Genomic DNA, 25,662 nt, shown 5'->3' with positions numbered 1-25,662 from the left:
CTGTTCTCTTTATTCTAAATATAAAAGATTAATAAGCAAAGATTGGGAGTCTATTATCTTTATTCTTTGCTCTATATTTTAAAAAAAAATAAAGAAATGAGTTTACCTTTTTATATAGTAGATGTTTTTGCAGATAAAAAATATGCCGGGAATCAGTTGGCAGTTTTTTTGGATGCAGGAAATTTGAGTTCGGTGGAAATGCAAAACATTGCCCGCGAAATTAATTTTGCGGAAAGCACTTTCATTACAAAGCTTAATACTGAAAATAATAGCGCGGAAATTAAAATTTTTACTCCGGCACATGAAATGCAGTTTGCAGGCCATCCGATAATCGGAACTTCATGGGTTTTGATCAATAAAATATTTGATAATTCGCCTGAGAATATAAAATTAAATGTTCCGATTGGACCCATTTCAATTCATAAAACCGAAGATTTGATTTGGTTACAAGCAGCGCAGCCAAAATTTTGGGATATTTTTTCAAAAGAAGATTTTACATTATTCAGTAATCTGAAAAAAGAAGATTTTGAGAACCAATTTCCAATTCAGGAAGTAACCACCGGAAGTGCTTTTGTAATGGTTGGGTTAAGTAATAAAAGAGCGCTTGAAAATTTGGTTCTGGATAAAGATAAAACAGATGAATGGCTCAAAAAACATTGTAAAACAGCGCATAGAGCCTTATATTTTTATTATTTAGAAGACTCAAAATTGTTTAGCAGAATGCTGTGTGTTGAGCACAATCAGTTGATCGAAGATGCAGCAACAGGAAGCGCGAGTACTTGTTTACAGGCGTTTCTTTTAAAATATCATTTACCTGAATTTGAATTGATTAATTATCAGGGAGATTATATTGGTCGTCCTTCTCAGATTTATTTCAAAGGAAAATTAGCTGATAATCAATTTGATATTAAAATAGGCGGCAAAGCACAATTCGTTGCTAAAGGCGAGTGGGACAGCTAGAAAATAGAGTCAAGATTAAAGAGTCAAGAGTAAAGAAGAATGATATTAGAAAATTGAAAATAGAGGATAGAAAATAGAACATAGAACATAGATTGGAAAGAAAGATTGGAAGTCTATTCTCTTTATTCTTTGTTCTTTTCTCTAAAATTTTCTCTCAAAAAAAATAAAATATGAAAATTAATTGCCAAAATAAAACCTTCCTTTTACTGCTGTTGTTCGCTTTTCAGCTTTCATTTTCACAGAAGAAAAATGAAAGTATAGGAACTGAAACTGTAAATGTAGTAAAACCATATTCGCCAACAATATCGGATGCCTTTAAAGTGAAAGAAACTCCTTCGCTTGATGATACCGGAAATCAGCCGAAAGAAACGATTAAATATAGTATTTTGTCGGTTCCTGTTGCGTCTACTTTTACGCCTTCAAAAGGAAAGGCAGAAGGTGTTGAGAAATCAAAAAAAGAGAGATTATTCAGTAATTATGCGACTTTAGGAGTTGGAAATTACGGCACTCTAAATGCTGAATTATTTGTAACACAGGATTTAGGAAACAATGATTATGTCGCTGGAATGTTTCGCCATCATTCTTCGCAGGGCGGAATTAAAGATGTGAATTTAAATGATGAATTTTACGATACAGCTTTAAATGTGGGTTACGGAGTAAATAATCGCGATATGTCCTGGGCTGTAGATTTGGGTTATCAAAATCAATTGTACAATTGGTATGGTTTGCCGGAAGGTTTCGGTTCAACTTTGCCTGCTGAAACGCAGGAAGATTTAATTAGAGGAATCAATCCAAATCATTCTTATAACACAATTTCTTTAGGTGGGAATGTAGAGTTTACTGAAGGTATTTTTAGCAAAATTGATACAAGATTTACGCATTTTTCAGATAGTTTCTCTTCTTCAGAAAATCGTTTTTATCTGAAACCTTCTTTTAAGGTTGATGTTATGGATCAGTCTATTAATACCAACGTTGTTATAGATCATGTTAGCGGATCATTCGATAATAATTATACTTTAACAAACACTGAACCTTTAAAATATAGTCTTACTAATTTTGGAATAGAGCCAAGTTTTGTAATACATGAAAATGATTGGACATTAGAATTAGGAGCCGGATTGTATTATGGATTGGATTCTGAAAACAGCGGAAACAAGTTTTATATCTATCCAAAAGTAAATGCTTCTTATAAATTAGTAGGCGATTTAATGATTTTTTACACGGGAGTAAATGGCAGTTTAAATCAAAATTCTTATGCCGATTTTGTGACTGCAAATCCATTTTTATCTCCAACTTTAAACATGAGGCCAACGAGCAATCAATATAATGTGTTTGCTGGTTTGAAAGGGAAATTGGCAAATAATATCAACTATAATCTTACGGGTTCTTATCTAAATGAAAAAGATAAGGCTTTATTTAAAAGCAATGATTACAATGAAGATTTTTCTAATGAAAATTATGCTTTCGGAAACTCATTTGGAGTGGTTTATGATGACGTAAGAACGCTGCGTTTTTATGCAGAATTAAAAGCTGATTTTTCAAAGAATGTTTCTTTCGGAATCAACGGAACTTTCAATAGTTACAAAACGGATGGTTTAGAAGCTTGGAATTTACCATCAATGAAATTGAGCTCAAATCTGGATGTAAATATTACCAAACAATGGTATGCCGGTTTGAATATTTTCTTTGTAGGAGAGCGTAAAGACATGCAAACCAATTTAGATGTTGCGACACTTGGAGTACCAGTTACTTTGAAAAGCTATTTTGATGCGAATGCTCATTTAGGTTACAAATACAGCGAACGTTTAACTTTCTTCTTAAAATTAAATAATATAGGAAATCAGGCTTACGAAAGATGGCTGAATTACCCGGTTCAGGGATTCCAGGTTTTAGTAGGCGGAAATTATAAATTTGATTTTTAAATTTAAACGCAAAGAGCGCAAAGTTTTTACGCAATGTTCGCTAAGTCTTTTTAAAGATTTGGCGAATTTTGTTTTTTATAATTAGTGAAAATTAGTGTAATTAGTGGCGAAAAAAATTGCAAAAGGAAAAAACCTTTGCACCTTTGTACCTCAGAACCTCACTACCTTTAAAAAATGAATTTCAAACAAAAAATACATTCCTATTATTTGCAAATGGTCCAGGACCGAATAGATGTTTTCAGGGACATGATTTCGGCTTTGACCGAAGATTCTAAAAACGATGCCAAAGGTTCGGCCGGCGATAAGCATGAAACGGCTCTGTCCATGATGCATATCGAACAGGAAAAACTGACCAATAAACTAAAAGAAGCGATAACTCAAAAGGCGATTTTAGATAAAATTGATCCCTCAAAAACAACAGAAAATATTATTTCAGGAAGTTTGGTAAAAGCCAACGGAATTCATCTGTATTTAAGTGTTGCGCTTCCTAAAATTACAGTTGACGGAATCAATGTTATTGCACTTTCTCCACAATCTCCCCTGGGTTCTCATTTAATGGGTAACAAAGTTGGTTTTAAATTTGAAATTAATAAAACTCATTATACGATTGAGAGTGTGGAATAGTCTCATTTAAGAACTTTTGCAGAGAGTCAAATAGCCCAAAGTATGTCATTTCGACGGAGGAGAAATCCCCGCAAGAAGCTCGACAAAGATTAGACTCTCGCTGCGGAGTTACTTGCGGGGATTTCTCCTCCGTCGAAATGACAAGATTGGGGAAAATCATAATTTATGATTAGCTTTCATTATTTTCGTTGAATATTTTTCAACGTATCTTTAAAAAGTTAAAATATACTTCAAATATTTCTTTAAAACCTAACATTTTTTGCTTCATTTTACCTCAAAATTGAAATTTTCAAGTTCGGGGCTTTTTTTTGTGTTAAAATTTTACATTTTGTATGTAAAAATTAAATTATGGTTATAAATTATAACTAAATCTAATATTTATGTTTTTCAATTATAACCAATAACGCATCTTTGCCCTATCAAAATAAAATTTACAATTAAAAATATATAATTATGTGCGGAATCGTATGTGCCTTTGACCTAAAACAAAAAGCCGAGGCTTTAAGACCTCAAGTATTAGAAATGTCTAAAATTATTCGTCACAGAGGACCAGACTGGAGCGGGATTTATAGTAATGATAAAGCAATTCTATCACATGAGCGTTTGGCGATTGTTGATCCAGCCTCTGGAAAACAACCTTTATTTACAGAAGATAAAAAACTGGTTTTAGCTGCAAATGGCGAAATTTACAACCACAGAGAATTGCGTAAACAATTTGAAGGAAAATATAACTTTCAAACTGAAAGTGACTGCGAAGTTATTTTAGCACTTTACCAGGAAAAAGGCCCACACTTTATTGACGAAATGAACGGAATCTTCGGATTTGCAATTTATGATGTTGAGAAAGACGAGTATTTTATTGCTCGTGACCATATGGGAATTATTCCATTGTACATTGGTTGGGATCAGCATGGAACTTTTTACGTAGCTTCTGAATTGAAAGCTTTGGAAGGATATTGTACAAAAATTCAGTTATTTCCTCCAGGACATTATATGACAAGTAAAGACGGTGAATTTGTACAATGGTATAAAAGAGACTGGACAGAATATGACGCGGTAAAAGACAACGAAACAAGTATTCCTGCTATTAAAGAAGCTTTGGAAGCAGCGGTTCACAGACAATTGATGAGTGATGTTCCTTATGGAGTTTTACTTTCTGGAGGCTTAGATTCGTCTATTACTTCTGCTGTGGCCAAAAAATTTGCACAAAAACGTATTGAGTCAGACGATACTACAGATGCTTGGTATCCGCAATTACACTCTTTTTCAGTTGGACTTGATGGTTCTCCGGATTTAGCAGCAGCTCAGGTGGTGGCAAAACATATTGGAACTATTCACCACGAAATTAAGTTTACTATTCAGGAAGGTTTAGATGCTGTTCGTGATGTAATTTACAACCTGGAAACTTATGATGTAACTACGGTTAGAGCTTCAACTCCAATGTGGCTAATGGCGAGAGTTATTAAATCAATGGGAATCAAAATGGTGCTGTCTGGTGAAGGTGCAGATGAGTTGTTTGGAGGATATTTATACTTCCACAAAGCGCCAAACGCAAGAGAATTTCACGAAGAAAACGTTCGTAAATTAGGTAAATTACACATGTATGATTGTTTACGTGCGAACAAAAGTTTGGCAGCTTGGGGAATCGAAGGACGTGTACCATTCTTAGATAAAGAATTTATGGATGTTGCAATGCGCATCAACCCTCAGGATAAAATGATCAACAAAGAACATCCGATGGAAAAATGGGTTGTTCGTAAAGCTTTTGAAGATATGTTGCCGGAAAGTGTGGCATGGAGACAAAAAGAACAATTTTCTGATGGAGTAGGATATAGCTGGATTGATACTTTAAAAGAAGTTGTGGCTAAAGAAGTTTCAGATGAACAATTGGCAAATGCGAGATTTAAATTTCCATTGCAGACACCAACTTCTAAAGAAGAGTATTACTATCGTTCTATTTTTGCAGAACATTTCCCAAGCGATGCTGCAGCTTTATGCGTGCCTCAGGAAGCAAGTGTGGCTTGTAGTACAAAAATTGCTTTGGAGTGGGATGAGGCTTTCAAAAACATGAACGATCCTTCAGGTAGAGCTGTAGCCAGCGTACATGATGATGCTTACGAGAAAGCATAATTATAGTATTTTTAGAATTAGTTATATTGTTAAAGGGCGTTCTCTCATGGAGAACGTCTTTTGTGTCTTAAATTGTTAATTTGTACAATTTCAGGTAGTTAAAAATGATTTTCGGCAATTATTTGACTTTGTTTTTTATTTTTGATGTTTTCGTGTAAAAAAGTTAAATCGCTGAGATTATAATATAATTGTTACGGAAAATCAGAAATTAATATTTAGTTTTGCTGAATATTGCACATTATAAGCAATAAATATATGATTCACCTCATGAGGGAGGCGATAAATAAAATAATAATAAAAAATAGAATAGTATGTCTGGATTATTGGCCGTTATTGGTAAAGGAAAAGACCCCCAACTCGTAAAAGAGCTTTCTAAAAGGATGTCACATCGTGGCCCTGATGAAAATGATCTGCATATTATGCCGAATGGCAGTATTCTTTGTCATGAAAGCCTTTCAATTGTTGATTTACAAACAGGCAAGCAGCCAATTCAGGGAACAAATAAAGCCTGGATGGTTCATGATGGTGAAATTTACAATTATCAGGAATTAAAAAATACAGTTTTAAAAGGGCATACATTCAGAACAAAATCTGATTCAGAAGTTATTGTTCATTTATATGAAAAATTTGGACATAGTTTCTGTAATATGCTTGATGGTGATTTTGCTTTTGTAGTTATTGATGGAGATGATTATATCGCCGGAAGAGATCCTATTGGAGTCAAACCTTTATATTATGGATTAGACGAAAGAGGAAGGATTTATTTTTCTTCAGAAATGAAATCCATCGCTGATCAATGTAAATCCTTTTCGACTTTTCCTCCAGGACATTATTATACAGGTAAGACAGGTTTTGTAAAATATTACAAACCTGAATATGAAGATCATAAAAATGCCGTTGATAGTCTTGATTTAGATTTAATTCGCAAGACTTTAGTTGAGGCAACACGTAAAAGGTTAATAGGTGAAGTGCCGGTTGGTGTATTGCTTTCCGGAGGTTTAGATTCCTCTCTGACTTCATCAATTGCTGCGCGTTTGCATGCTGAAAATGGAAAGAAACTACATTCTTTTTCTATCGGATTAGATGGTAATACACCGGATAATGTTGCGGCAAGAAAAGCAGCGGAATTTTTAGGAACAGATCACCATGAAATACATTTTAATGTAGCAGAAGGTGTTGCTGTTTTAGAAAAAGTAATTTATCATATTGAAACGTATGACATAATTTCAGTACGAGCGGGAGTTCCGATGTATTTGTTGTCTAAAGCAATAAGTGAAAAGGGAGTAAAAGCAATTCTTTCAGGCGAAGGCGCTGATGAGATTTTTGGAGGGCATTTGTACTTTAGAAATGCACCATCAGCAGAAGAATTTCAGGATGAAACAATTGAGCGAGTTCAGAAATTGTTTACTGCAGATTTATTACGTGCAGATAAAACAACAATGGCAACAGGATTAGAAGCCAGATTTCCATTTTTAGACACAGCTTTTTTAGATGTTGCAATCCGAATCAAAACGGAGGAAAAACAGCCAAAAACATATGATGGTATTGAAAAATATATTTTAAGAAAAGCATTTGATACACCTGAAGATCCGTATTTGCCAACTGAAGTTTTGTGGAGACAAAAAGAACAGTTTTCGGATGGAGTTGGGTATAATTGGGTTGATGAATTAATCGAATATTGTGCTGAACAGGTTTCAGATGAACAATTGGCCGGAGCTGCTGCTGAATTTCCATATAATTCGCCAACAACGAAAGAAGCTTATCTTTACAGATCGATTTTTCATAAATATTATCCGCAAGTCAGTGCGGCTCAAACGGTTCGAAAATGGATTCCAAAATGGCAGGAAAATCTTGATCCAAGCGGAAGGGCAAATGCAGCTCACGTAAAAGCAGATACTGAAATGTCAAAATCTGGAGTGGCAATTTAAAAAATTCAAATCTTAAAATTCCAAATTCCAATTTTAGGAATTGTTGAATAAAAAAAACTGAAACTACATTGTACATGCTGGTTTCAGTTTTTTTTATGCTCATAATTATAATTTGGAATTTTAGGATTTGAAATTTATTTTTTTATAAATTACTAAAACTAAGTTAATAAGAGTTTATTATAATTAAGAAAAATACTATATTTGGTTACCAAGAATAACTAATTTAATACTTAATTTAAATCTATGAGAAACCTATTACTAAGTGGAATTTTGTACTGCTCATTTGTTTCCCTGAGTTCAGTCTATGCACAAAAATCTGAAACACCCAAATACATTACCAATGTCGAAGGTGTTAAAGAATATACATTAAATAACGGACTAAGAGTTCTTCTAATTCCAGATGCTTCTCAAAGCAACATGGTAGTAAATATTGTTTACAGTGTAGGTTCTAAAAATGAAGGTTATGGCGAAAAAGGGATGGCGCATTTATTAGAGCACATGCTTTTTAAAAGTACTAAGAATTTAGGCGATATTAAAAAAATGCTCTCTGATAAAGGAGGGAATGCTAACGGAACTACCTGGTTGGACAGAACTAATTATTATGAAGTTTTTCCATCAAATGACGAAAATTTGAAATGGAGTCTTGGAATGGAAGCAGACAGGATGATTAATGCAACTATTTTACAAACTGATCTTGACAAAGAGTTTTCAGTAGTAAGAAATGAGTTTGAAATCGGTGAAAATAATCCGGATGGTGTGCTTCAGGAACGAATTATGTCTACAGCATATTTATGGCATAATTACGGGAATAGTACCATTGGTAGTAAAGAAGATATTGAAAGAGTAAAAGCCAACACACTTAGGGTTTTTTATGAAAGATATTATCAGCCTGATAATGCAACCTTAATCATTGCTGGAAAGTTTGATGAACAAAAAGCATTGCAATATGTTGGGCAATATTTTGGTGCAATTCCGAGACCTAAAAGAGTATTGGATAAAACGTATACAATTGAACCTGCGCAGGATGGGGAAAAATTCGTAGAACTTAAAAGAGCCGGAGACAGTAAAAATGTAGGCGCTTTGTATCACACGGTTCCTTATGCAGACAAAGATTTTGCTGCAATCGATGCTTTGGGAGAAATTCTAACAGCTGACCCATCAGGATATCTTTATAAATCTTTAGTTGAAACTCAAAAAGCATCAAGTCTTTATGCCTGGCAGCCAAATGTCCGCGATGCAAGTTTTATGTATTTCGGTGTTGCGGTTCCAAACGATAAAGATATCAAGGCTACAGAAGATATTGTAAGAACAGAATTAGATAAAATAGCAACTACAAAATACACTGATCAGGATGTAAGCAGAGCTAAAGCAAAAATCATCAAGCAAATTGAAGGAGTTAAAAACAATACGGTCTCTTATGCTATTAACCTTACTGAAATTATTGGTGCAGGAGATTATAGGTTGGGATATTTGTACAGAGATGCAGTTGAGAAATTAACAACGGCAGATATTCAAAGAGTGGCAGAGAAGTATTTCAGAAGTAATAACAGGACAGTAGGGATATTTATTCCTTCAAAAGATGAACAACGAGTAAAGAATGTTGAATATACAGACGAGCAAATTCTTGCTTTAACTAAAGATTATAAGGGAAAAGCTTTAGAAAAAGAAGCGGCTGCATTTGAAGCTTCTATCAAAAATTTAAAGCAAAATTTTGTTGAAGGTAAACTAAGCAACGGAGCAAAATACGGATTGATTAAAAAAGAAATCAAAGGCGGAAAAGTTCAGGCTAGTTTTAAATTTCCAGTAAGTAATGAAAAAGAATTAACTGGCAAAACTGATACAGCAGGAATTTTGGCTCAATTGTTAAAAACTGGTACTAAAACTAAAACTAAAGAACAGATTCAGGACAGATTGGATCAGTTAAAATCAAGTATAGGATTTAATTTTTCAAGACAAACTTTATCAGTAAGTGTTAGTACTTATAAAGAGAATTTTAAAGAAGTAATGGAAATCTTAGGTGATTTGCTTACTAATTCGACTTTCCCTGAAAATGAGCTGACAAAAACAATCAGTGAGTACAATACGTACCTTGAATCAAGTCTTAATGATCCGCAGTCTGTTGCGTTTACAGAAATTGCAAGACAAACAACAAAATATTCTAAAGAAAGTATTTTTTATACCCCAACAATTCAGGAGCAAATAGACGCTTTTAAAAAGATCAAACAATCAGAAATAGTTGATTTTTATAAAAACTATCTAGGCGGAAATAACGGTGTTGGAACGGTTGTAGGAGATTTAGATGAGAAAACGACAGCTCAGATTTTAGAAAATACATTCGGAAAATGGACTTCTAAATCAAAATACGAGCTTGCTTTACCAACCTATTTTGAGACGGCAAAATCAGATAAGGATTTAATTACTCCAGACAAAGAAAATGCAGTTGCTTTAGGAAGAATTAGCTTTAAAATGGATAGAAAAAACCCAGACTATCCAGCATTTGTGATGGCTAATGAAATCTTAGGAAGCGGAGGTTTTTTGAGTGCAAGAATACCAATGCGTTTAAGAGAAAAAGAAGGTATCAGTTACGGGGCAGGTTCATTTATTGATGTGCCAATTACTAGTAATGTTGCAGCTTGGTCATATTATGCTTTTTTAAATCCGACGAAAAAGACGGCAGTTGAAAATGCGACTAAAGAAGAAATTGCAAAAGCTTTAAAAGATGGTTTTACAGCAGAAGAATTAAAGTCAAATTTAGTGAGCTGGCAAAATGAAAGAAAAACCAGATTAGGAATGGATGACACTTTGATGGGCTTAACGAATACCTATCTTCAATACGGAATTCCTTTGGAAGATTATGATGATTTAGAAAATAAAGTGAAAGCTTTAAAAGTAGAAGAAGTAAATACTGTTCTTAAAAAATATTTAAGTTTAGATAAAATGACTTCTATTTATGTGGGTGATTTTAATAAAAAACAATAAAAAACTGAAATTCCAAATTTTGTAAATTCCAAATTCCAAATTGGATTACGTTTGTGAGATTCAAAGTTCAAAATCCGAAATGGCATTTGTTGTTTCGGATTTTATTTTGGGGAAAATTTGGATTTTTTTTCAAAGAAATTAGTTTTTGGTTTTTAAAGAGGCTAATTTTTGGAATTTGGAATTTATTTTTTGGTTTTTTAAACAATTGTGTTAATAACTTAAGTGCTTTAAATCGTAATTTAACGGATATATAATTTGCGTTTTTATATATTTGCGTGTTAGACAATAATTACATTTTTTAGAATAAATTATATGAGCGAAGAAATCAAGAAGAACAATTATTCAGCAGATAGTATTCAGGCATTAGAAGGAATGGAGCACGTAAGAATGCGTCCATCGATGTATATTGGAGATGTGGGGGTTCGAGGGCTGCATCATTTGGTTTATGAGGTTGTTGATAACTCTATTGATGAGGCGATGGGAGGACATTGTGATACCATTGGTGTTGCAATTAACGAAGACGGTTCGGTAACAGTTGAAGATAACGGTCGTGGTATTCCAGTTGATTTACATAAAAAAGAAGGAGTTTCTGCACTTGAGGTTGTAATGACCAAAATTGGTGCCGGAGGTAAATTCGATAAAGATTCGTACAAAGTTTCCGGAGGTTTACACGGTGTTGGGGTTTCGGTTGTAAATGCCCTTTCTGTTCATATGAAATCTACAGTTTTCAGAGACGGAAAAATCTACGAGCAGGAATACGAAAGAGGAAAATCATTATATCCGGTAAAACAAATCGGAGAAACTGATAAAAGAGGTACACGCCAGACTTTTTATCCAGATAATACAATCTTCACTCAAACTACGGAGTTTTCATACGATACATTATCAGCTCGTATGCGTGAGCTTTCTTTCTTAAACAAAGGAATCACAATTACTTTTACAGACAAAAGAGAAGTTGATGAAAAAGGGGAATTTAAAGTCGAAGTTTTTCATTCTGACGAAGGTCTAAAAGAATACATTCGTTATTTAGATGGTAACCGTGAACCAATTATTTCTCACGTTATCAGCATGGATAATGAAAAAGGTGAAATTCCGGTTGAAGTTGCCTTGATTTATAATACAAGTTATACAGAGAATATTTTTTCTTACGTAAATAATATTAATACTCACGAAGGAGGAACGCATTTACAAGGTTTTAGAAGTGGTTTGACAAGAACCCTTAAAAAATACGCAGATGCCTCTGGAATGTTGGATAAATTGAAATTCGAAATTGCGGGAGATGACTTCCGTGAGGGATTAACAGCTATTATTTCGGTAAAAGTTGCAGAACCACAATTCGAAGGACAAACAAAAACGAAGCTTGGAAATAGAGAAGTAGTTTCTCCGGTTTCTCAGGCAGTTGGAGAAATGTTGGAGAATTATTTGGAAGAAAATCCAAATGATGCCCGTATCATTATCCAAAAAGTTATTTTGGCTGCTCAGGCACGTCACGCTGCGAAAAAAGCGCGTGAAATGGTACAGCGTAAAACCGTTATGGGTGGCGGTGGATTGCCAGGAAAATTATCAGATTGTTCTGAGCAGGATCCGGCAAGATGTGAGGTTTACCTAGTCGAGGGAGATTCGGCGGGTGGAACAGCAAAACAAGGTCGTGACCGTAACTTTCAAGCGATTTTACCTTTGCGTGGTAAAATTCTGAATGTGGAGAAAGCGATGCACCACAAAGTATTCGAAAACGAAGAGATTCGAAATATCTTTACTGCTTTAGGAGTTACCGTTGGTACAGCAGAAGATAGCAAAGCATTAAACCTTGAAAAATTAAGATATCATAAGGTAATCATCATGTGTGATGCCGATGTCGATGGTAGTCACATTTCTACCTTAATATTAACGTTCTTCTTCCGTTTCATGAAAGAATTGATCGAAGAAGGTCACGTTTACATCGCAGCTCCGCCTTTATACTTAGTTAAAAAAGGAAATAAAAAGGAATATGCATGGAATGACGTTCAACGCGATCAGGCAAATGAGAGAATGGGAGGAAGCGCAGCAATCCAACGTTATAAAGGTCTTGGAGAGATGAACGCGGAACAATTATGGGAAACTACAATGGATCCGAACTTCAGAACTTTACGTCAGGTAACTATTGATAGTTTGGCAGAAGCTGACAGAGTTTTCTCAATGTTAATGGGAGATGAAGTGCCACCACGTAGAGAATTTATCGAGAAGAATGCGGTTTACGCAAATATCGATGCATAATAAAAAAGTTTAACCCTCAATTCGTTTAATTGTTTAAATTTACTTAAACGATTAAACGAATTGTCGTTTTATAAAATAAATTAATTAATAACCGATAAAGTATAAAATATGAAAGTTACCATTGTAGGAGCAGGAAATGTTGGAGCTACATGTGCAGATGTTATTTCTTATAGAGGAATTGCCAGCGAAGTAGTGTTGTTGGATATTAAAGAAGGTTTTGCCGAAGGGAAAGCGTTGGATATTATGCAATGTGCTACCAATACAGGTTTTAATACAAAAGTATATGGTGTAACCAATGACTATTCTAAAACAGCGGGAAGTGATGTAGTAGTCATTACATCAGGAATTCCAAGAAAACCAGGAATGACACGTGAAGAATTAATAGGTATTAATGCAGGAATTGTAAAAACTGTTGCTGAAAATGTTTTAAAGCATTCGCCAAATACTATTATTGTTGTTGTTTCGAACCCAATGGATACGATGACGTATTTAGCTTTAAAATCTACAGGATTACCAAAAAGCAGAATTATTGGTATGGGTGGTGCTTTGGATAGTTCTCGTTTCAGAACTTATTTGTCTTTGGCTTTAGATAAACCTGCAAATGATATTTCGGCAATGGTAATCGGAGGTCACGGTGATACTACTATGATTCCGTTAACTCGCCTTGCGTCTTATAATGGAATTCCGGTAACAGAATTTCTTTCAGAAGAGGCGTTGCAAAAGGTTGCTGCAGATACTATGGTAGGAGGAGCAACACTTACAGGTCTTTTAGGAACATCGGCTTGGTATGCGCCAGGAGCTTCTGTAGCGTATCTTGTTGATAGTATTTTGAATGACCAAAAGAAAATGATTGCCTGTTCTGTTTTTGTTGAAGGAGAATACGGACAAAATGATATTTGCATAGGAGTACCTTGTATTATAGGTAAAAATGGAGTAGAAGAGATTTTAGATATTCAATTAAACGAGCAGGAAAAGGCTTTGTTTGCTAAAAGTGCAGATGCAGTTAGAGGCATGAATGATGCCCTAAAATCGATTTTAGTATAAAGAATTTGGTAAAAAAAGGAAAGGACTGCACTTTTGCAGTCTTTTTTTTGAGATTAATTAATAAATAAATTGGTTAATCTTTTCGAGAATTATATATTTGCTCGGTTTAAAAAAAATGCTGTAATTCGTGATCTGGTTTTTTAGTTTTAAAAAATGATGTCAGGGCTTATTTTATGGGACTTTAAAACAAAAACAAACAATAAAACATAATTAATTTTTAGTAATAATGCAGAATAAAGGACTTATTAAATTTTTCGCAATTCTATTTGCATTGGTAAGTATTTACCAACTTTCGTTCACTTTTGTGGCAAACAGCGTCAAAAGTGAAGCTAAAGCTTTTGCAGGAGACAATCCTGATAAAGAGCTAAAATATTTGGATTCTATTGGTAAAGTAGATGTACTGAATCTTGGTTTTTCAAGTTTTACTTATAATGAAGTAAAAAACAAACAATTAAACAAAGGTCTTGACTTAGAAGGAGGAATCAACGTTATTCTTCAAATCTCTGTTAAAGATGTATTGAAAGGATTGTCAAATAATTCGAAAAATCCGGTATTTAATAAATCATTAGCTGATGCGACTGCGAATTTAGAAGGAAACAAAACCTACTTAAATAAGTTTTTTGAAGCATTTGAAGCAAATTCAAATGGAACTACAAAATTAGCTTCTCCGGATATTTTTGCAAACAGAAGTTTACAAGGTGAAGGTGGAATTGATTTCCAAATGACTGATGCGCAAGCTCAAAAAGTAATTAAAAGAAAAGTTGATGAGTCTATCGAAAGTGCTTACAAAGTATTAAGAGAGCGTATCGACAAATTTGGTGTTACTCAGCCAAACATCCAAAAATTAGGAGAAACTGGAAGAATCTTAGTAGAGCTTCCTGGTGCTAAAGATGTTGACAGAATCAAAAAATTATTAGGTGGAAAAGCTCAATTAGAGTTTTGGGAAACTTATAAAGTTGAAGAAATTGGAAACTTCTTAGTAGCTACTAACGAAGCTTTGAAAAAAACTGAAGTTAAAACTAAAGAAACTAAAGCTGTTGCTAAAGATTCATTGAATGCTTTATTAACTGATGCTAAAGATTCAGTAGATACTAAAAAAGGAAACAACCCATTATTTGACAAAATGTTAGGTCAGGGTGGTGGACCAGTTTTAGCTTACTTCGCTCCAAAAGATACTGCTACAATCAATGCATATTTCAAAAGAGCGGATATTAGAGTTTTATTGGCTGCTGACCAACACAACGCAAAATTTGTGTGGAGTAAACCAACTACTTTAAAAGATGCTAAAGGAAAAGAAGTTGAAGCAGTTGAATTATACGCTTTAAAAGGAAACAGAGATAACGTACCTGCTATGAGCGGTGGTGTTGTTACTGATGCAAAAGATACTTTTGACCAATTAGGAAAACCAGCTGTTTCTATGCAAATGAACAGCCAGGGTGCTAAAGTTTGGGAAGAATTGACAGGTAGAGCTTTTGCTCAAAAAAGTTATATCGCTATTGTTTTAGATAATATCGTGTACTCTGCTCCTGGAGTTACTAGTGGACCAATTGCTGGAGGAAGATCTGAAATTACAGGTTCTTTTGATGTTGCTGAAACTAAAGATTTAGCAAACGTATTGAATGCAGGTAAATTACCAGCTTCTGCAGATATTATTCAATCAACTGTTGTGGGACCATCTTTAGGTCAGGCTGCAATTGATGCTGGAACAATTTCATCTGTATTAGGATTTTTATTAGTTTGTTTATGGATGGTATTCTATTATGGTAAAGCAGGTTGGTATGCTAACTTAGCATTATTGTTAAACTTACTTTTCTTGTTTGGTATTATGGCAAGTTTTGGTTTTGTATTAACATTACCAGGTATTGCAGGTATCGTATTAACATTGGGTACTGCGGTGGATGCCAACATTATTATATTTGAAAGAGCGAAAGAAGAATTGCGTGAAGGTAAATCATTGTCTGAAGCAGTTGTTGCTTCTTACGGATGGCACGGTGCAATGCGTTCTATTATTGATGCGAACGTAACCCACGTTTTAACTGGAGCAATCTTGTTTATTTTTGGAACAGGACCAATTAAAGGTTTTGCTTTAACATTACTTATTGGTATCGTAACTTCATTGTTTACATCAATCTTTATTGCAAGAATCTTTATTGACAGAAATATTGCTGGAAAAGGTGATTTAACTTTCTCTACAAATATTACTAAAAACTGGTTTACTAATTTCCACTTTGACTTTATTAAAATCAAAAAATTCACTTATATCTTCTCTTCAATTGTTGTTGTTGTAAGTTTAATTTCTATCTTCTTCGTTAATGGATTAGATGAAGGTGTTGATTTTGTTGGAGGAAGAACTTTCCAGGTGAAATTTGAAAAACCTGTAGATGCTACAGTTGTTTCAGATGAGCTATCTGCTGCTTTTGGAACTCCGGTTGAAGCTAAAATTTTAGGTGATGATGATCAATTGAAGATCACTACTAAATATAAAATTAAAGAAGACGGTGTTGCTATTGACGAAGAAGTAAATCAAAAATTATATACTGCATTATCGAAATATTTCCCTAATGTAACTTATGATAAATTTACCAATACATTTGACGGTAAAAAAGTTGGAGTTTTACAATCTTCTAAAGTTGGAGCTTCTATCTCTGAAGATATTAAAACAAATTCATACTGGGCAGTTCTTGGTGCGATGGCAGTTATTTTCTTATACTTAATGATCTCTTTCCGTAAATGGCAATATTCATTAGGTGCGATTGCAGCTGTTGCGCATGACGTAATCTTTGTATTAGGAATCTACTCTTTATGTTATAAATTCATGCCTTTCCATATGGAGATGGATCAGCACTTTATCGCTGCGATTCTTACTGTAATTGGTTACTCTATGAATGATACTGTAATTGTATTTGACAGAATTAGAGAGTTCATCATCGGAAACCGTAAAGGTACTTTTGAAGATATCGTAAATGCATCTATTAACACTACATTATCAAGAACATTGAATACTTCATTAATGATGATTATCGTATTATTGACGATGTTTATCTTTGGTGGTGAATCAATCAGAGGATTTATCTTCGCAATGTTAGTAGGTATTGTTGTAGGTACTTATTCTTCATTATTTATCGCAACACCAGTATTGGTTGATACGATTTCTAAAGATGATAAACATACAATCGAAGAAAAACACAATCAAGCATAATTAATTGCTTAAATTATATTAAAAAGATCCAACGAGAGTTGGATCTTTTTTTGTGCGTTATTTTTTTGTGATATATTATTATGGAATTAAAAATTTATAGACAAAGTATTTTATAGAGACGCATACCAGTGCGTCTGCGCAGTGTTTTTGCATTTAGATTCACGAGACTTGAGACGCACTGCTGTGCGTCTCTACAATCAATTGGCAATGAAAACCTGAAATTAAAATATTTAGTCCTCAATCTAAATCTTACTTTAATGACATTGGTCCTGAGTTGGATCTTTTTTGTGCCTTATTTTTGTCTGATATTATTATGGAATTAAAAATTTATAGACAAAGTATTTTATAGAGACGCATACCAGTGCGTCTACGCAGCGTTTTGCATTTAGATTCACGAGACTTTAGACGCACTGCTGTGCGTCTCTACAGTAAATTGGCAATGAAAACCTGAAATCAAAAATCGTTAATCCTCAATCTAAAATCTCTTACTTTAATGGCATTGGTCCTGAGTTGGATCGTTTTTTTGTGCCTTATTTTTGCTTGTTATTATGGAATTGAAAATTTATAGACAAAGTATATCGTAGAGGCGCACAGCAGTGCGTCTACGCAATGTAATTTGTATTTAGATTCACGAGACTTTTAGAAGCACTGCTGTGGGTCTCTACAATCAATTGGAAATGAAAACGAGAAATTAAATATTTAATCCTCAATCTAAAATCTCTTACTTTAATGGCATTGCAGATGTGTCTCGCTCGTAAATACTTCTGAAAAATAAATTTCTAATCTAGCCCCGATGGGAGCGATATCCTTTTTTACTGCTCCTTTAGCAGGGAAAAAGATATAGTGGATAGCGGGACTACAGGTTGTTTTGAAAACGATAATTTCTGCTTCTAAAAAATTATAAAAGCCTTATCATAAATTGAAATGGTTCAGTTTAGTGCAAAAAAAAATGCCCGATACAAATCGGGCATTACTATATTAAATTATAAATTTTTAAGACGTTGCTAAAGGATTTCTTTGTGCTCTAATGATAAAGAAAGCTCCGATAATTATAAATGGAATACTTAGCCATTGTCCCGTTGAGAAGTAACCCAACTCATTTTCGAAGCCGCCCTGGCTCTCTTTTACAAATTCTACAACGAAACGCACAACGAATAAAAGCACTAAAAACAAGCCGAATAAATAGCCGGATTTAAGTCTTGCATTTGTTTTCCAGTACAAGAAAAATAAGATTGCGAATACAAAGATGTAGCAAAATCCTTCGTACAATTGTGTTGGATGTTTTGCAGGAACCTGAGCTAATAAATCGGCAAATTTTGGATCGTGAACAATTGCATTGTAAGCTTCTTTTGGATCTGCGATTTGAGTTGCGTTTACAGCTTCACCTTTACTGAATTTGTCATGTAAAAAACGGATTCCGAAAGCAGAAGTTGTTTCATGTCCGATAATTTCAGAATTGAAAAAATTTCCTAAACGGACAAAGATTGCGCCACTTGCTACCGGGATAACAACGCGGTCTAAAATCCATAATATTGGACGTTTTAGGATCATTTTGCTGTAATAATACATTGCAATGATGATTGCAATTGCAGCACCGTGACTTGCTAAACCTTGAAAACCTGTGAACTCAAATTTTGGTTCAAATTTAAAAGGTAAAAAGATTTCGAGTAAATGATTTCTGAAATATTCCCAATCGTAAAATAAAACATGTCCTAAACGTGCGCCTATTAAAGTTGCTAAAACTGTCCAAACAAATAAGGAATCTAATTTGTCTATGGATTCGTTTTCGCGTTCGAAAATCTTTTTCATTATGTACCACCCTAAACCAAAGGCGATTACGAACATTAAACTGTAGTAGCGAATCATAAAAAATCCTAAATCGATTCCTTCTGAAGGGTTCCAAACGAGGTTTAAGGCGTGTGTCATGTAGTATTGTATTTTTTTATTAGTTGTAAAAATAAATATTTAAAACAGAGTAAGTCTTTATTAAAAGTTAATGTTTGTGCGAACATTTCTTTTCGGGAACTGGATCATAGCCGGTTTTTCCCCAGGGATGGCAGCTTAAAATTCGCTTCGTTCCTAAGTAACCGCCATAAAATAGTCCATGTTTTTGCAGTGCTTCAATCATGTAGCTTGAGCATGTGGGTTCAAACCTGCATGATGCGGGTGTAAATGGCGAAATTGCAGTTTGGTAAAAACGGACTAATAAAACAAATGGGGTTATGGCTTTCATGATTTATTAGAAAATAAATTTATTAAACCGAAAAGGTTGTGCCTTCTTTGCCATCTTTCAACTGAATACCCAAAGCAATCAATTGATCACGGATTTGGTCAGAAAGTGCGAAGTTTTTATCTGCTCTGGCTTGATTTCTCATTCCGATAAGCATATTTACAACACCTTCTAATTTATCGTTATTGCTATCGGCGGCTTTCTCATCACTTAATCCTAAAACATCAAAAACAAAAGCATTCATTGCAGTTGTAAAAGTTTTTAGATCATCGGCAGAAATGGTTTCTTTTCCTTCTTTTAATAAATTGATATAACGAACAGCTTCAAATAATTGTGCAATTAAAATTGGCGTATTAAAATCGTCGTTCATGGCATCGTAGGACAATTGTTTCCACGAAGCTATATCTATCGAACTTGTTGCGCTGGTTGAAATAGCAGGCAAAGCATCAACAGCTTCCATTAATCTTTTATAACCTTTTTCAGCAGCTACAATCGCATCATCAGAAAAATCCAAAATACTTCTGTAATGTGCCTGCAACATGAAAAAACGTGTCACAGATGCTGAAAAAGCTTTGCTTAGAATATTGTTGTCTCCGCTTAAAATTTCGCCTGGTAAAATATTATTTCCAGTCGATTTTGCCATTTTCTTTCCGTTTAATGTCAGCATATTGGCATGCATCCAGTAATTTACCGGAGATTGACCTGTACAAGCTTCGTTTTGAGCGATCTCACATTCATGATGTGGGAATTTCAAATCCATTCCGCCACCGTGAATGTCGAAATGATTACCAAGATATTTGGTACTCATTGCTGTACATTCCAAATGCCATCCCGGAAAACCATCACTCCAAGGTGAAGGCCATCGCATGATATGTTCTGGTTCTGCTTTTTTCCAAAGCGCAAAATCCTGTGGGTTTCTTTTGTCTGACTGACCATCAAGATCACGGGTATTGGCTAACATATCTTCGATATTTCGGCCGCTTAAAACTCCGTAATTGTTGGTTTCGTTATATTTTACAACATCAAAATAAACAGATCCGTTGGCTTCATAACCGATTCCGGTGTCAATAATTTTTTTGATGATTTCGATTTGCTCAATAATATGTCCAGTTGCCGTTGGTTCAATACTTGGTGGTAAGAAATTAAATGACTTTAAAATGTCATGAAAATCTACCGTATAACGCTGAACAACTTCCATTGGTTCTAATTGCTCCAAACGTGCTTTTTTGGCAATTTTATCTTCACCTTCATCAACATCATCTACAATATGTCCCACATCGGTGATATTTCGAACATAACGAACTTTATAATCCAGATGTAAAAAATACCTGAATATTACATCGAAAGACATAAATGTTCTCACATTTCCTAAATGTACATTGCTATAAACCGTAGGTCCGCAAACATACATTCCAACATTTCCTTCATGAATTGGGTTGAAATTTTCTTTTTCACCCGAAAGTGAATTGTATATTTTTAGAGGCTGTGTTGTATATAATGGCATATTTAGTGTATTGTTTAATCGTTGATTTGTTTAATCGGTTAATCGGTTATTTTGTGTTATTCTTTTGAAAGATAATACTTTTTTAGATTATTGATCTGGTTGCAAATTTTTTCAATTTTCTCACGAGATTCTATGTATTCGACGTCAGATAAATAATTCAAATCTTTTGAAATAATTAAATGGTTTAGAGTTTCCATAGCTGATGAATAGGATATTGTCAAAAAATGAGCCTTATCTTTATTGGTATTTCTCGAAGTTCCTTCGGCAATATTGGTTGCAATAGACGATGAACTTCTTTTTATTTGAGAAGTTATTCCAAACAATTCATTTGATGGAAATTTACTAGTTAATTTATAAATATCCGAAATAAACAATCTTGCATTTTGCCAAACCTCTAGCTTTTCAAAAGAAAAAGTATACATTTTTTGCTGTTTAATTGTTGATTTGTTTAATCGTTTAATCGAAGATTAAGCATTGTGAAGAAGCGATTAAACAAATTAACGATTTACCGATTTAACTAAAATTGAGTTTCCAATTTAATATAATCCAAGAACTCTCTTTTAGTCTGAGGATCTTTAAATTTTCCACCAAATTCAGAAGTTACTGTACTGCTTTCGATATCTTTAATTCCTCTTGAATTTACGCAAAGGTGTTTGGCATCAATAACGCAGGCAACATCTTCAGTACCTAAAGCTTTTTGTAATTCCTGAACAATCTGCATAGTAAGACGCTCCTGAACCTGAGGTCTTTTTGCATAATATTCTACAATACGGTTCATTTTAGATAAACCAATAACTCTTCCGCTGGAAATATAAGCTACGTGTGCACGGCCGATAATTGGCAGTAAGTGGTGTTCGCAAGTAGAATAAACTGTGATGTTTTTTTCTACCAACATTTCACCATATTTGTAATTATTATCAAAAGTTGAAGCTTTTGGTTGTTTTGAAGGGTTTAAACCACCAAAAATCTCCTTTACAAACATTTTGGCAACTCGGTTTGGAGTACCTTTTATGCTGTCATCTGTCAAATCCATTCCAAGAGTTTGTAGAATGTTTTCGACATCTTTTTTTATTTTTTCTATTTTTTCATCATCTGTTAAGTCAAAAGCATCCTGTCTTACAGGGTTTTTTGCGTTGCTGCTAAAATGATTGTCTCCTATTTCGTCTAAAAAATCTTCGTTATTTATCATTAAAAACTACTATTATAATGGGTATATCTTTTTAAGGGGGTAAAGATAATTAATAAAAAGGAAACCTTTTCTATGGTTTTTACTATTTAATCGATCCTTTTTAGATATAGTTTAAATTAGTACTGATTAACAGTTTTTGTTTTCATTTATTGGTTAAAGAAATAAGCATATGTCTTTATAAAATCAATTGAAAAATCTGCAAACGCTAATTTCTCGGCATCAGTTATTTCTCCGGGGGAGAATTTTTTTGCAGATTGATATTTTGTTATTTCGTTTTCAGGTTTCGTAAATCCGTAGTTATAGGCAGTTGCGAAAAATCTAATCTTGTCTTCTTGGGTTTTAAAATCAATATTTTGATATTTATATTCACCAACATACCAGAATACTTTTAAGTACTTGAGCTGCCATTGAAAATTTTCTAATCGTTTTATTCTTTCTTTGCGAACCTCCTTTTCATTTTTCTGTTGAATAAGAATCCAATTGTATGACTTTAAACTTTCATTATTTGCCACATAATTTTCTAAATCTTCCAGAAATGACGGCTTCATCTGAAAATACCCTGTTGAAAAATCGGAAGCATCCTTTCCTTTATTTACATATAAGAGTCGGTTTGAGGATGTCTCTAAGTAATCAGAATAAGCGTCGTATCGAATGATTTCCGGAAAAGCAACAGAAAGAATTTGTACTTTTTCGTTTGTGTTGAGTTCTAAATCAATAATCCTTTTTTGTTTTTTTAATAATGAAAAAGCGCGGTTAATTTCTTGTCTATAATGCTCTATTCCTGTACTCCGAGAAGTAAAATTAAATTTTTCATCGATACTGTTCTTTTGAATAGCAGATGATGGAAATAGAAAGAAAAACAATATCACGGTTAACTTTTCCATGTCAAAAAAGTCTTAGAAGCTACAGCTAAATTACTAATAAAGATGTGATTATGAAGATTTTTACCAGTTTGTTTTTTAGTGAAACCCTGAACAAAAAAAAATCTGTTTCAACATTTAAGTTAAAACAGATTTTGAAGTAAATATTTTTTGAATATTATCTCTTATTATAAACTAAAAGCGCTTCTTTTAAAACGTGTACAGCCTTAACTAAATCTTTTTTGTTTAAAACATAAGCAATTCGAACCTGATTCAATCCCATTCCCGGAGTTGAATAAAAACCGGCAGCGGGTGCAACCATTACAGTTTCGCCATTAAGATCGTAACTTTCTAGAAGCCATTGTGCAAAATCTTCAGAATTTTCAATTGGCAATTGAACGATGCAGTAGAAAGCGCCTTTTGGTTTGGTTACGATTACACCTTCAATTTTGTTTAATTCGGTAATTAAAGTATCGCGTCTCTCTTTATATTCAGCTATAACCTCGTCAAAGTAGCTTTGCGGAGTATCTATCGCAGCCTCACAAGCAATTTGTTCAATAGTTGGCGGACTCAGACGTGCCTGGGCAAATTTCATTACAGTTGCTAAAACATCCTTGTTTTTAGTGACTAAACAACCAATTCTGGCACCACACATACTGTAACGTTTTGAAACAGAGTCAACCATGATTACGTTTTGCTGCACATCTTCTAAATTCATTACAGAATAATGAACGTCATCTCCATCGTATAAAAACTCGCGATAAACTTCATCAGCAATTAAATATAAATCGTGTTTTTTGATTAGACCTGCTAATTGTTTTATTTCTGATTCAGAATATAAATAACCCGTCGGATTGCCCGGATTACAAATTAAGATTGCTTTTGTTTTTGGTGTAATTAATTTTTCAACTTCTTCGATACCTGGCAAAGCAAATGCAGTTTCGATTGTCGAAACAAGAGGCACTACGGTTGCACTTGTTGAAGATGCAAATGCATGATAATTGGCATAAAAAGGCTCAGGAATAATAATTTCATCTCCCGGATCTGTAATAGTGGCGAGTGCAAATAGTAAGGCTTCAGAACCACCAGTTGTTATAATGATATCTTCTGAATTAACATTTACGTTTTGACGTTGGTAAAATTTGGCTAATTTTTTTCTATAACTTTCATATCCGGCAGACGGACTGTATTCTATAAGAGTTAAATCAATATTTTTTACCGCCTCGATGGCCACTTCGGGTGTCTTGATATCCGGTTGACCAATGTTTAAGTGATACACTTTATGTCCTTTTTGTTTAGCAATGTCTGCATAAGGAGCCAATTTGCGTATCGGTGATTCGGGCATGTTTCTGCCTTTGTGTGAAATTGTTGGCATGAGTTTTATTATTGAAGTGCAAATTTGCATTTTTTTTTCGAATTTAACGTAAACATTATGGGGTCTTGCGAAAATGTAACAATTATCAATATTTTTATTAATTTTATAGTAAAATATTATCAATGAAAAAATATTTCATGTTGTTTTTTGGGCTTTTGATACCTTTTTCACTTTTGGGCCAAGGTGATTTCTCAATCGAAGACCACAAGACTAAGGTGGTTATTCCTTTTAAACTAATCAATAACCTTGTTTTTATTCCGATAAAAGTAAATGGGATCGAGTTGAATTTCTTGTTGGATTCAGGCGTCGAGGAAACTATTTTGTTTAGTATGGAAGACAAAAAAGAAGTAAGTTTTAATAATGTTGAAAAAATTAAACTTAGAGGTTTAGGAAGTGAAGAAGAGATAGAAGGATTAAAATCGGCAAATAATACGTTGGAGACACATGGATTAAAATCGCATAATCATTTGTTGTATATTATTTTGGATCAAAGTTTTAATTTGTCTTCTCATATCGGCATTCCTGTAAATGGAATTATTGGATACCAATTTTTTAAAAATAATTTAGTCGAAGTTAATTATCAAAAGAAAAAGGTTATCATTCATTCTAATAATGAAAAAAATCAAGAAAGAATAAACAAAAAATTTAAAACTATTCCGATTACAATCGAAAAATCAAAACCATATATTCGTGCCAATGCGGTAGTTGACAGTGTTAATGTTCCTGCTAAATTACTTATTGATATTGGTAATAGTGATGCTTTCTGGATTTTTGAAAATAATAAAATTAAATTGCCAAAAAAGAATTTTCCTGACTTTTTAGGGAAAGGATTTAGTGGTGATGTTGAGGGACACAGAGCAAAGATTACAAAGTTTTCTATTGATGAGTTCGATTTTAAAAAACCAATTGTAGCTTTTCCTGATTCTACATCTGTTAGAAATGTAAAGATGGTTCCAGGGCGTATAGGTTCAGTTGGCGGGGAAGTTTTGAAAAGATTTACCGTCATTTTAGATTATCAGGATCAAAAGCTATTTCTTAAAAAAAACAGTAGATTCTCAGATCCCTTTACCTATAATAAAAGTGGAATTACAGTGCAACATAACGGTTTGCAATGGGTTCAGGAAACAGTTCATTTAGAAACGGTACAAGTGGCCACATCAACTAGTGAATTAGATGGAGATAAGCAAAAAGATGATAATTTCAGATATAAATTTTTATTAAAACCCGTTTATGAAATAGTAAATATTCGAAAAAATTCTACAGCTGAAAAATGTGGTTTAAAACAGGGCGATATTATTGTTAGTATTAATCACGTAACGCCCTACAAATACACGTTACAACAAATAAATACACTTTTAAAATCTGAAGAAGATATATGGATTAATATGGAAGTAGAACGTGAGAGTTTGATTTTGAAATTTAGATTTAAGCTTGAAGATGAATTGTAAATTAGTAATAAATTTAA

General features: G+C 33.7%; 17 protein-coding genes. 10 read left to right on the top strand and 7 right to left on the bottom strand.

All coding sequences use genetic code 11. The features are described 5' to 3' along the window. Window positions 1–96: 96 nt before the first annotated feature. The 9 genes from J2X17_RS08205 to secDF all read left to right on the top strand — a co-directional run bounded on the left by J2X17_RS08205 (window position 97) and on the right by secDF (window position 17,039). Entirely contained in the window at window positions 97–960 is an 864-nt protein-coding gene (locus J2X17_RS08205) for a PhzF family phenazine biosynthesis protein (protein ID WP_310296421.1), read from the top strand. Window positions 961–1,130: 170 nt separating this feature from the next. After that, entirely contained in the window at window positions 1,131–2,882 is a 1,752-nt protein-coding gene (locus tag J2X17_RS08200) for a TonB-dependent receptor (protein ID WP_310296420.1), read from the top strand. 174 nt (window positions 2,883–3,056) lie between these two features. Then, a complete protein-coding gene (locus J2X17_RS08195; protein WP_310296418.1) occupies window positions 3,057–3,506 on the top strand; it encodes a hypothetical protein in 450 nt (149 codons plus the stop codon). A 453-nt stretch (window positions 3,507–3,959) separates the two neighbouring features. Beyond that, complete coding sequence (gene asnB, locus J2X17_RS08190) at window positions 3,960–5,636, top strand: asparagine synthase B (RefSeq protein WP_310296416.1); 1,677 nt, start codon at window positions 3,960–3,962, stop codon at window positions 5,634–5,636. A 311-nt stretch (window positions 5,637–5,947) separates the two neighbouring features. After that, a complete protein-coding gene (asnB, locus tag J2X17_RS08185) occupies window positions 5,948–7,564 on the top strand; it encodes an asparagine synthase B (RefSeq protein WP_310296413.1) in 1,617 nt (538 codons plus the stop codon). 243 nt (window positions 7,565–7,807) lie between these two features. Beyond that, window positions 7,808–10,543 carry a M16 family metallopeptidase gene (locus J2X17_RS08180; RefSeq protein WP_310296411.1) on the top strand — a complete coding sequence of 912 codons (2,736 nt, stop codon included), beginning with the start codon at window positions 7,808–7,810 and terminating at the stop codon, window positions 10,541–10,543. Between the two features lie 312 nt (window positions 10,544–10,855). Beyond that, a complete protein-coding gene (gene gyrB, locus J2X17_RS08175; RefSeq protein ID WP_056204073.1) occupies window positions 10,856–12,796 on the top strand; it encodes a DNA topoisomerase (ATP-hydrolyzing) subunit B in 1,941 nt (646 codons plus the stop codon). Between the two features lie 108 nt (window positions 12,797–12,904). Beyond that, window positions 12,905–13,840 carry a malate dehydrogenase gene (mdh, locus tag J2X17_RS08170; protein WP_310296409.1) on the top strand — a complete coding sequence of 312 codons (936 nt, stop codon included), beginning with the start codon at window positions 12,905–12,907 and terminating at the stop codon, window positions 13,838–13,840. Between the two features lie 226 nt (window positions 13,841–14,066). Then, a complete protein-coding gene (gene secDF, locus J2X17_RS08165; RefSeq protein WP_310296407.1) occupies window positions 14,067–17,039 on the top strand; it encodes a protein translocase subunit SecDF in 2,973 nt (990 codons plus the stop codon). Window positions 17,040–18,032: 993 nt separating this feature from the next. Here the strand turns inward: secDF and lgt are convergent. The 7 genes from lgt to J2X17_RS08130 form a co-directional block, all read right to left on the bottom strand. Then, complete coding sequence (lgt, locus tag J2X17_RS08160; protein ID WP_310296405.1) at window positions 18,033–18,965, bottom strand: prolipoprotein diacylglyceryl transferase; 933 nt, start codon at window positions 18,963–18,965, stop codon at window positions 18,033–18,035. 67 nt (window positions 18,966–19,032) lie between these two features. Continuing rightward, window positions 19,033–19,272: a membrane protein insertion efficiency factor YidD gene (yidD, locus tag J2X17_RS08155; RefSeq protein ID WP_310296404.1), complete on the bottom strand. Its 240-nt coding sequence runs from the start codon at window positions 19,270–19,272 to the stop codon at window positions 19,033–19,035. A 22-nt stretch (window positions 19,273–19,294) separates the two neighbouring features. Continuing rightward, complete coding sequence (gene cysS / locus J2X17_RS08150) at window positions 19,295–20,773, bottom strand: cysteine--tRNA ligase (protein WP_310296402.1); 1,479 nt, start codon at window positions 20,771–20,773, stop codon at window positions 19,295–19,297. Between the two features lie 56 nt (window positions 20,774–20,829). After that, on the bottom strand, window positions 20,830–21,195 hold the full coding sequence (locus J2X17_RS08145; protein ID WP_310296400.1) for a four helix bundle protein: 366 nt from the start codon (window positions 21,193–21,195) through the stop codon (window positions 20,830–20,832). Window positions 21,196–21,290: 95 nt separating this feature from the next. Further along, complete coding sequence (gene folE / locus J2X17_RS08140) at window positions 21,291–21,962, bottom strand: GTP cyclohydrolase I FolE (protein ID WP_310296399.1); 672 nt, start codon at window positions 21,960–21,962, stop codon at window positions 21,291–21,293. A 146-nt stretch (window positions 21,963–22,108) separates the two neighbouring features. Then, window positions 22,109–22,846, bottom strand: a complete 738-nt coding sequence (locus J2X17_RS08135) for a hypothetical protein (RefSeq protein ID WP_310296397.1) — start codon at window positions 22,844–22,846, stop codon at window positions 22,109–22,111. Between the two features lie 154 nt (window positions 22,847–23,000). Next, complete coding sequence (locus tag J2X17_RS08130; protein WP_310296396.1) at window positions 23,001–24,197, bottom strand: pyridoxal phosphate-dependent aminotransferase; 1,197 nt, start codon at window positions 24,195–24,197, stop codon at window positions 23,001–23,003. Between the two features lie 122 nt (window positions 24,198–24,319). Between J2X17_RS08130 and J2X17_RS08125 the strand changes: the two genes are divergently transcribed. Further along, window positions 24,320–25,645, top strand: coding sequence for an aspartyl protease family protein (locus J2X17_RS08125; protein ID WP_310296394.1), 1,326 nt, complete (start codon window positions 24,320–24,322; stop codon window positions 25,643–25,645). Window positions 25,646–25,662: the final 17 nt, after the last annotated feature.

Source organism: Flavobacterium aquidurense (assembly GCF_031458035.1).
Lineage (GTDB): Bacteria > Bacteroidota > Bacteroidia > Flavobacteriales > Flavobacteriaceae > Flavobacterium > Flavobacterium aquidurense_C.
This window is presented reverse-complemented; position numbering and strand designations above follow the sequence as displayed.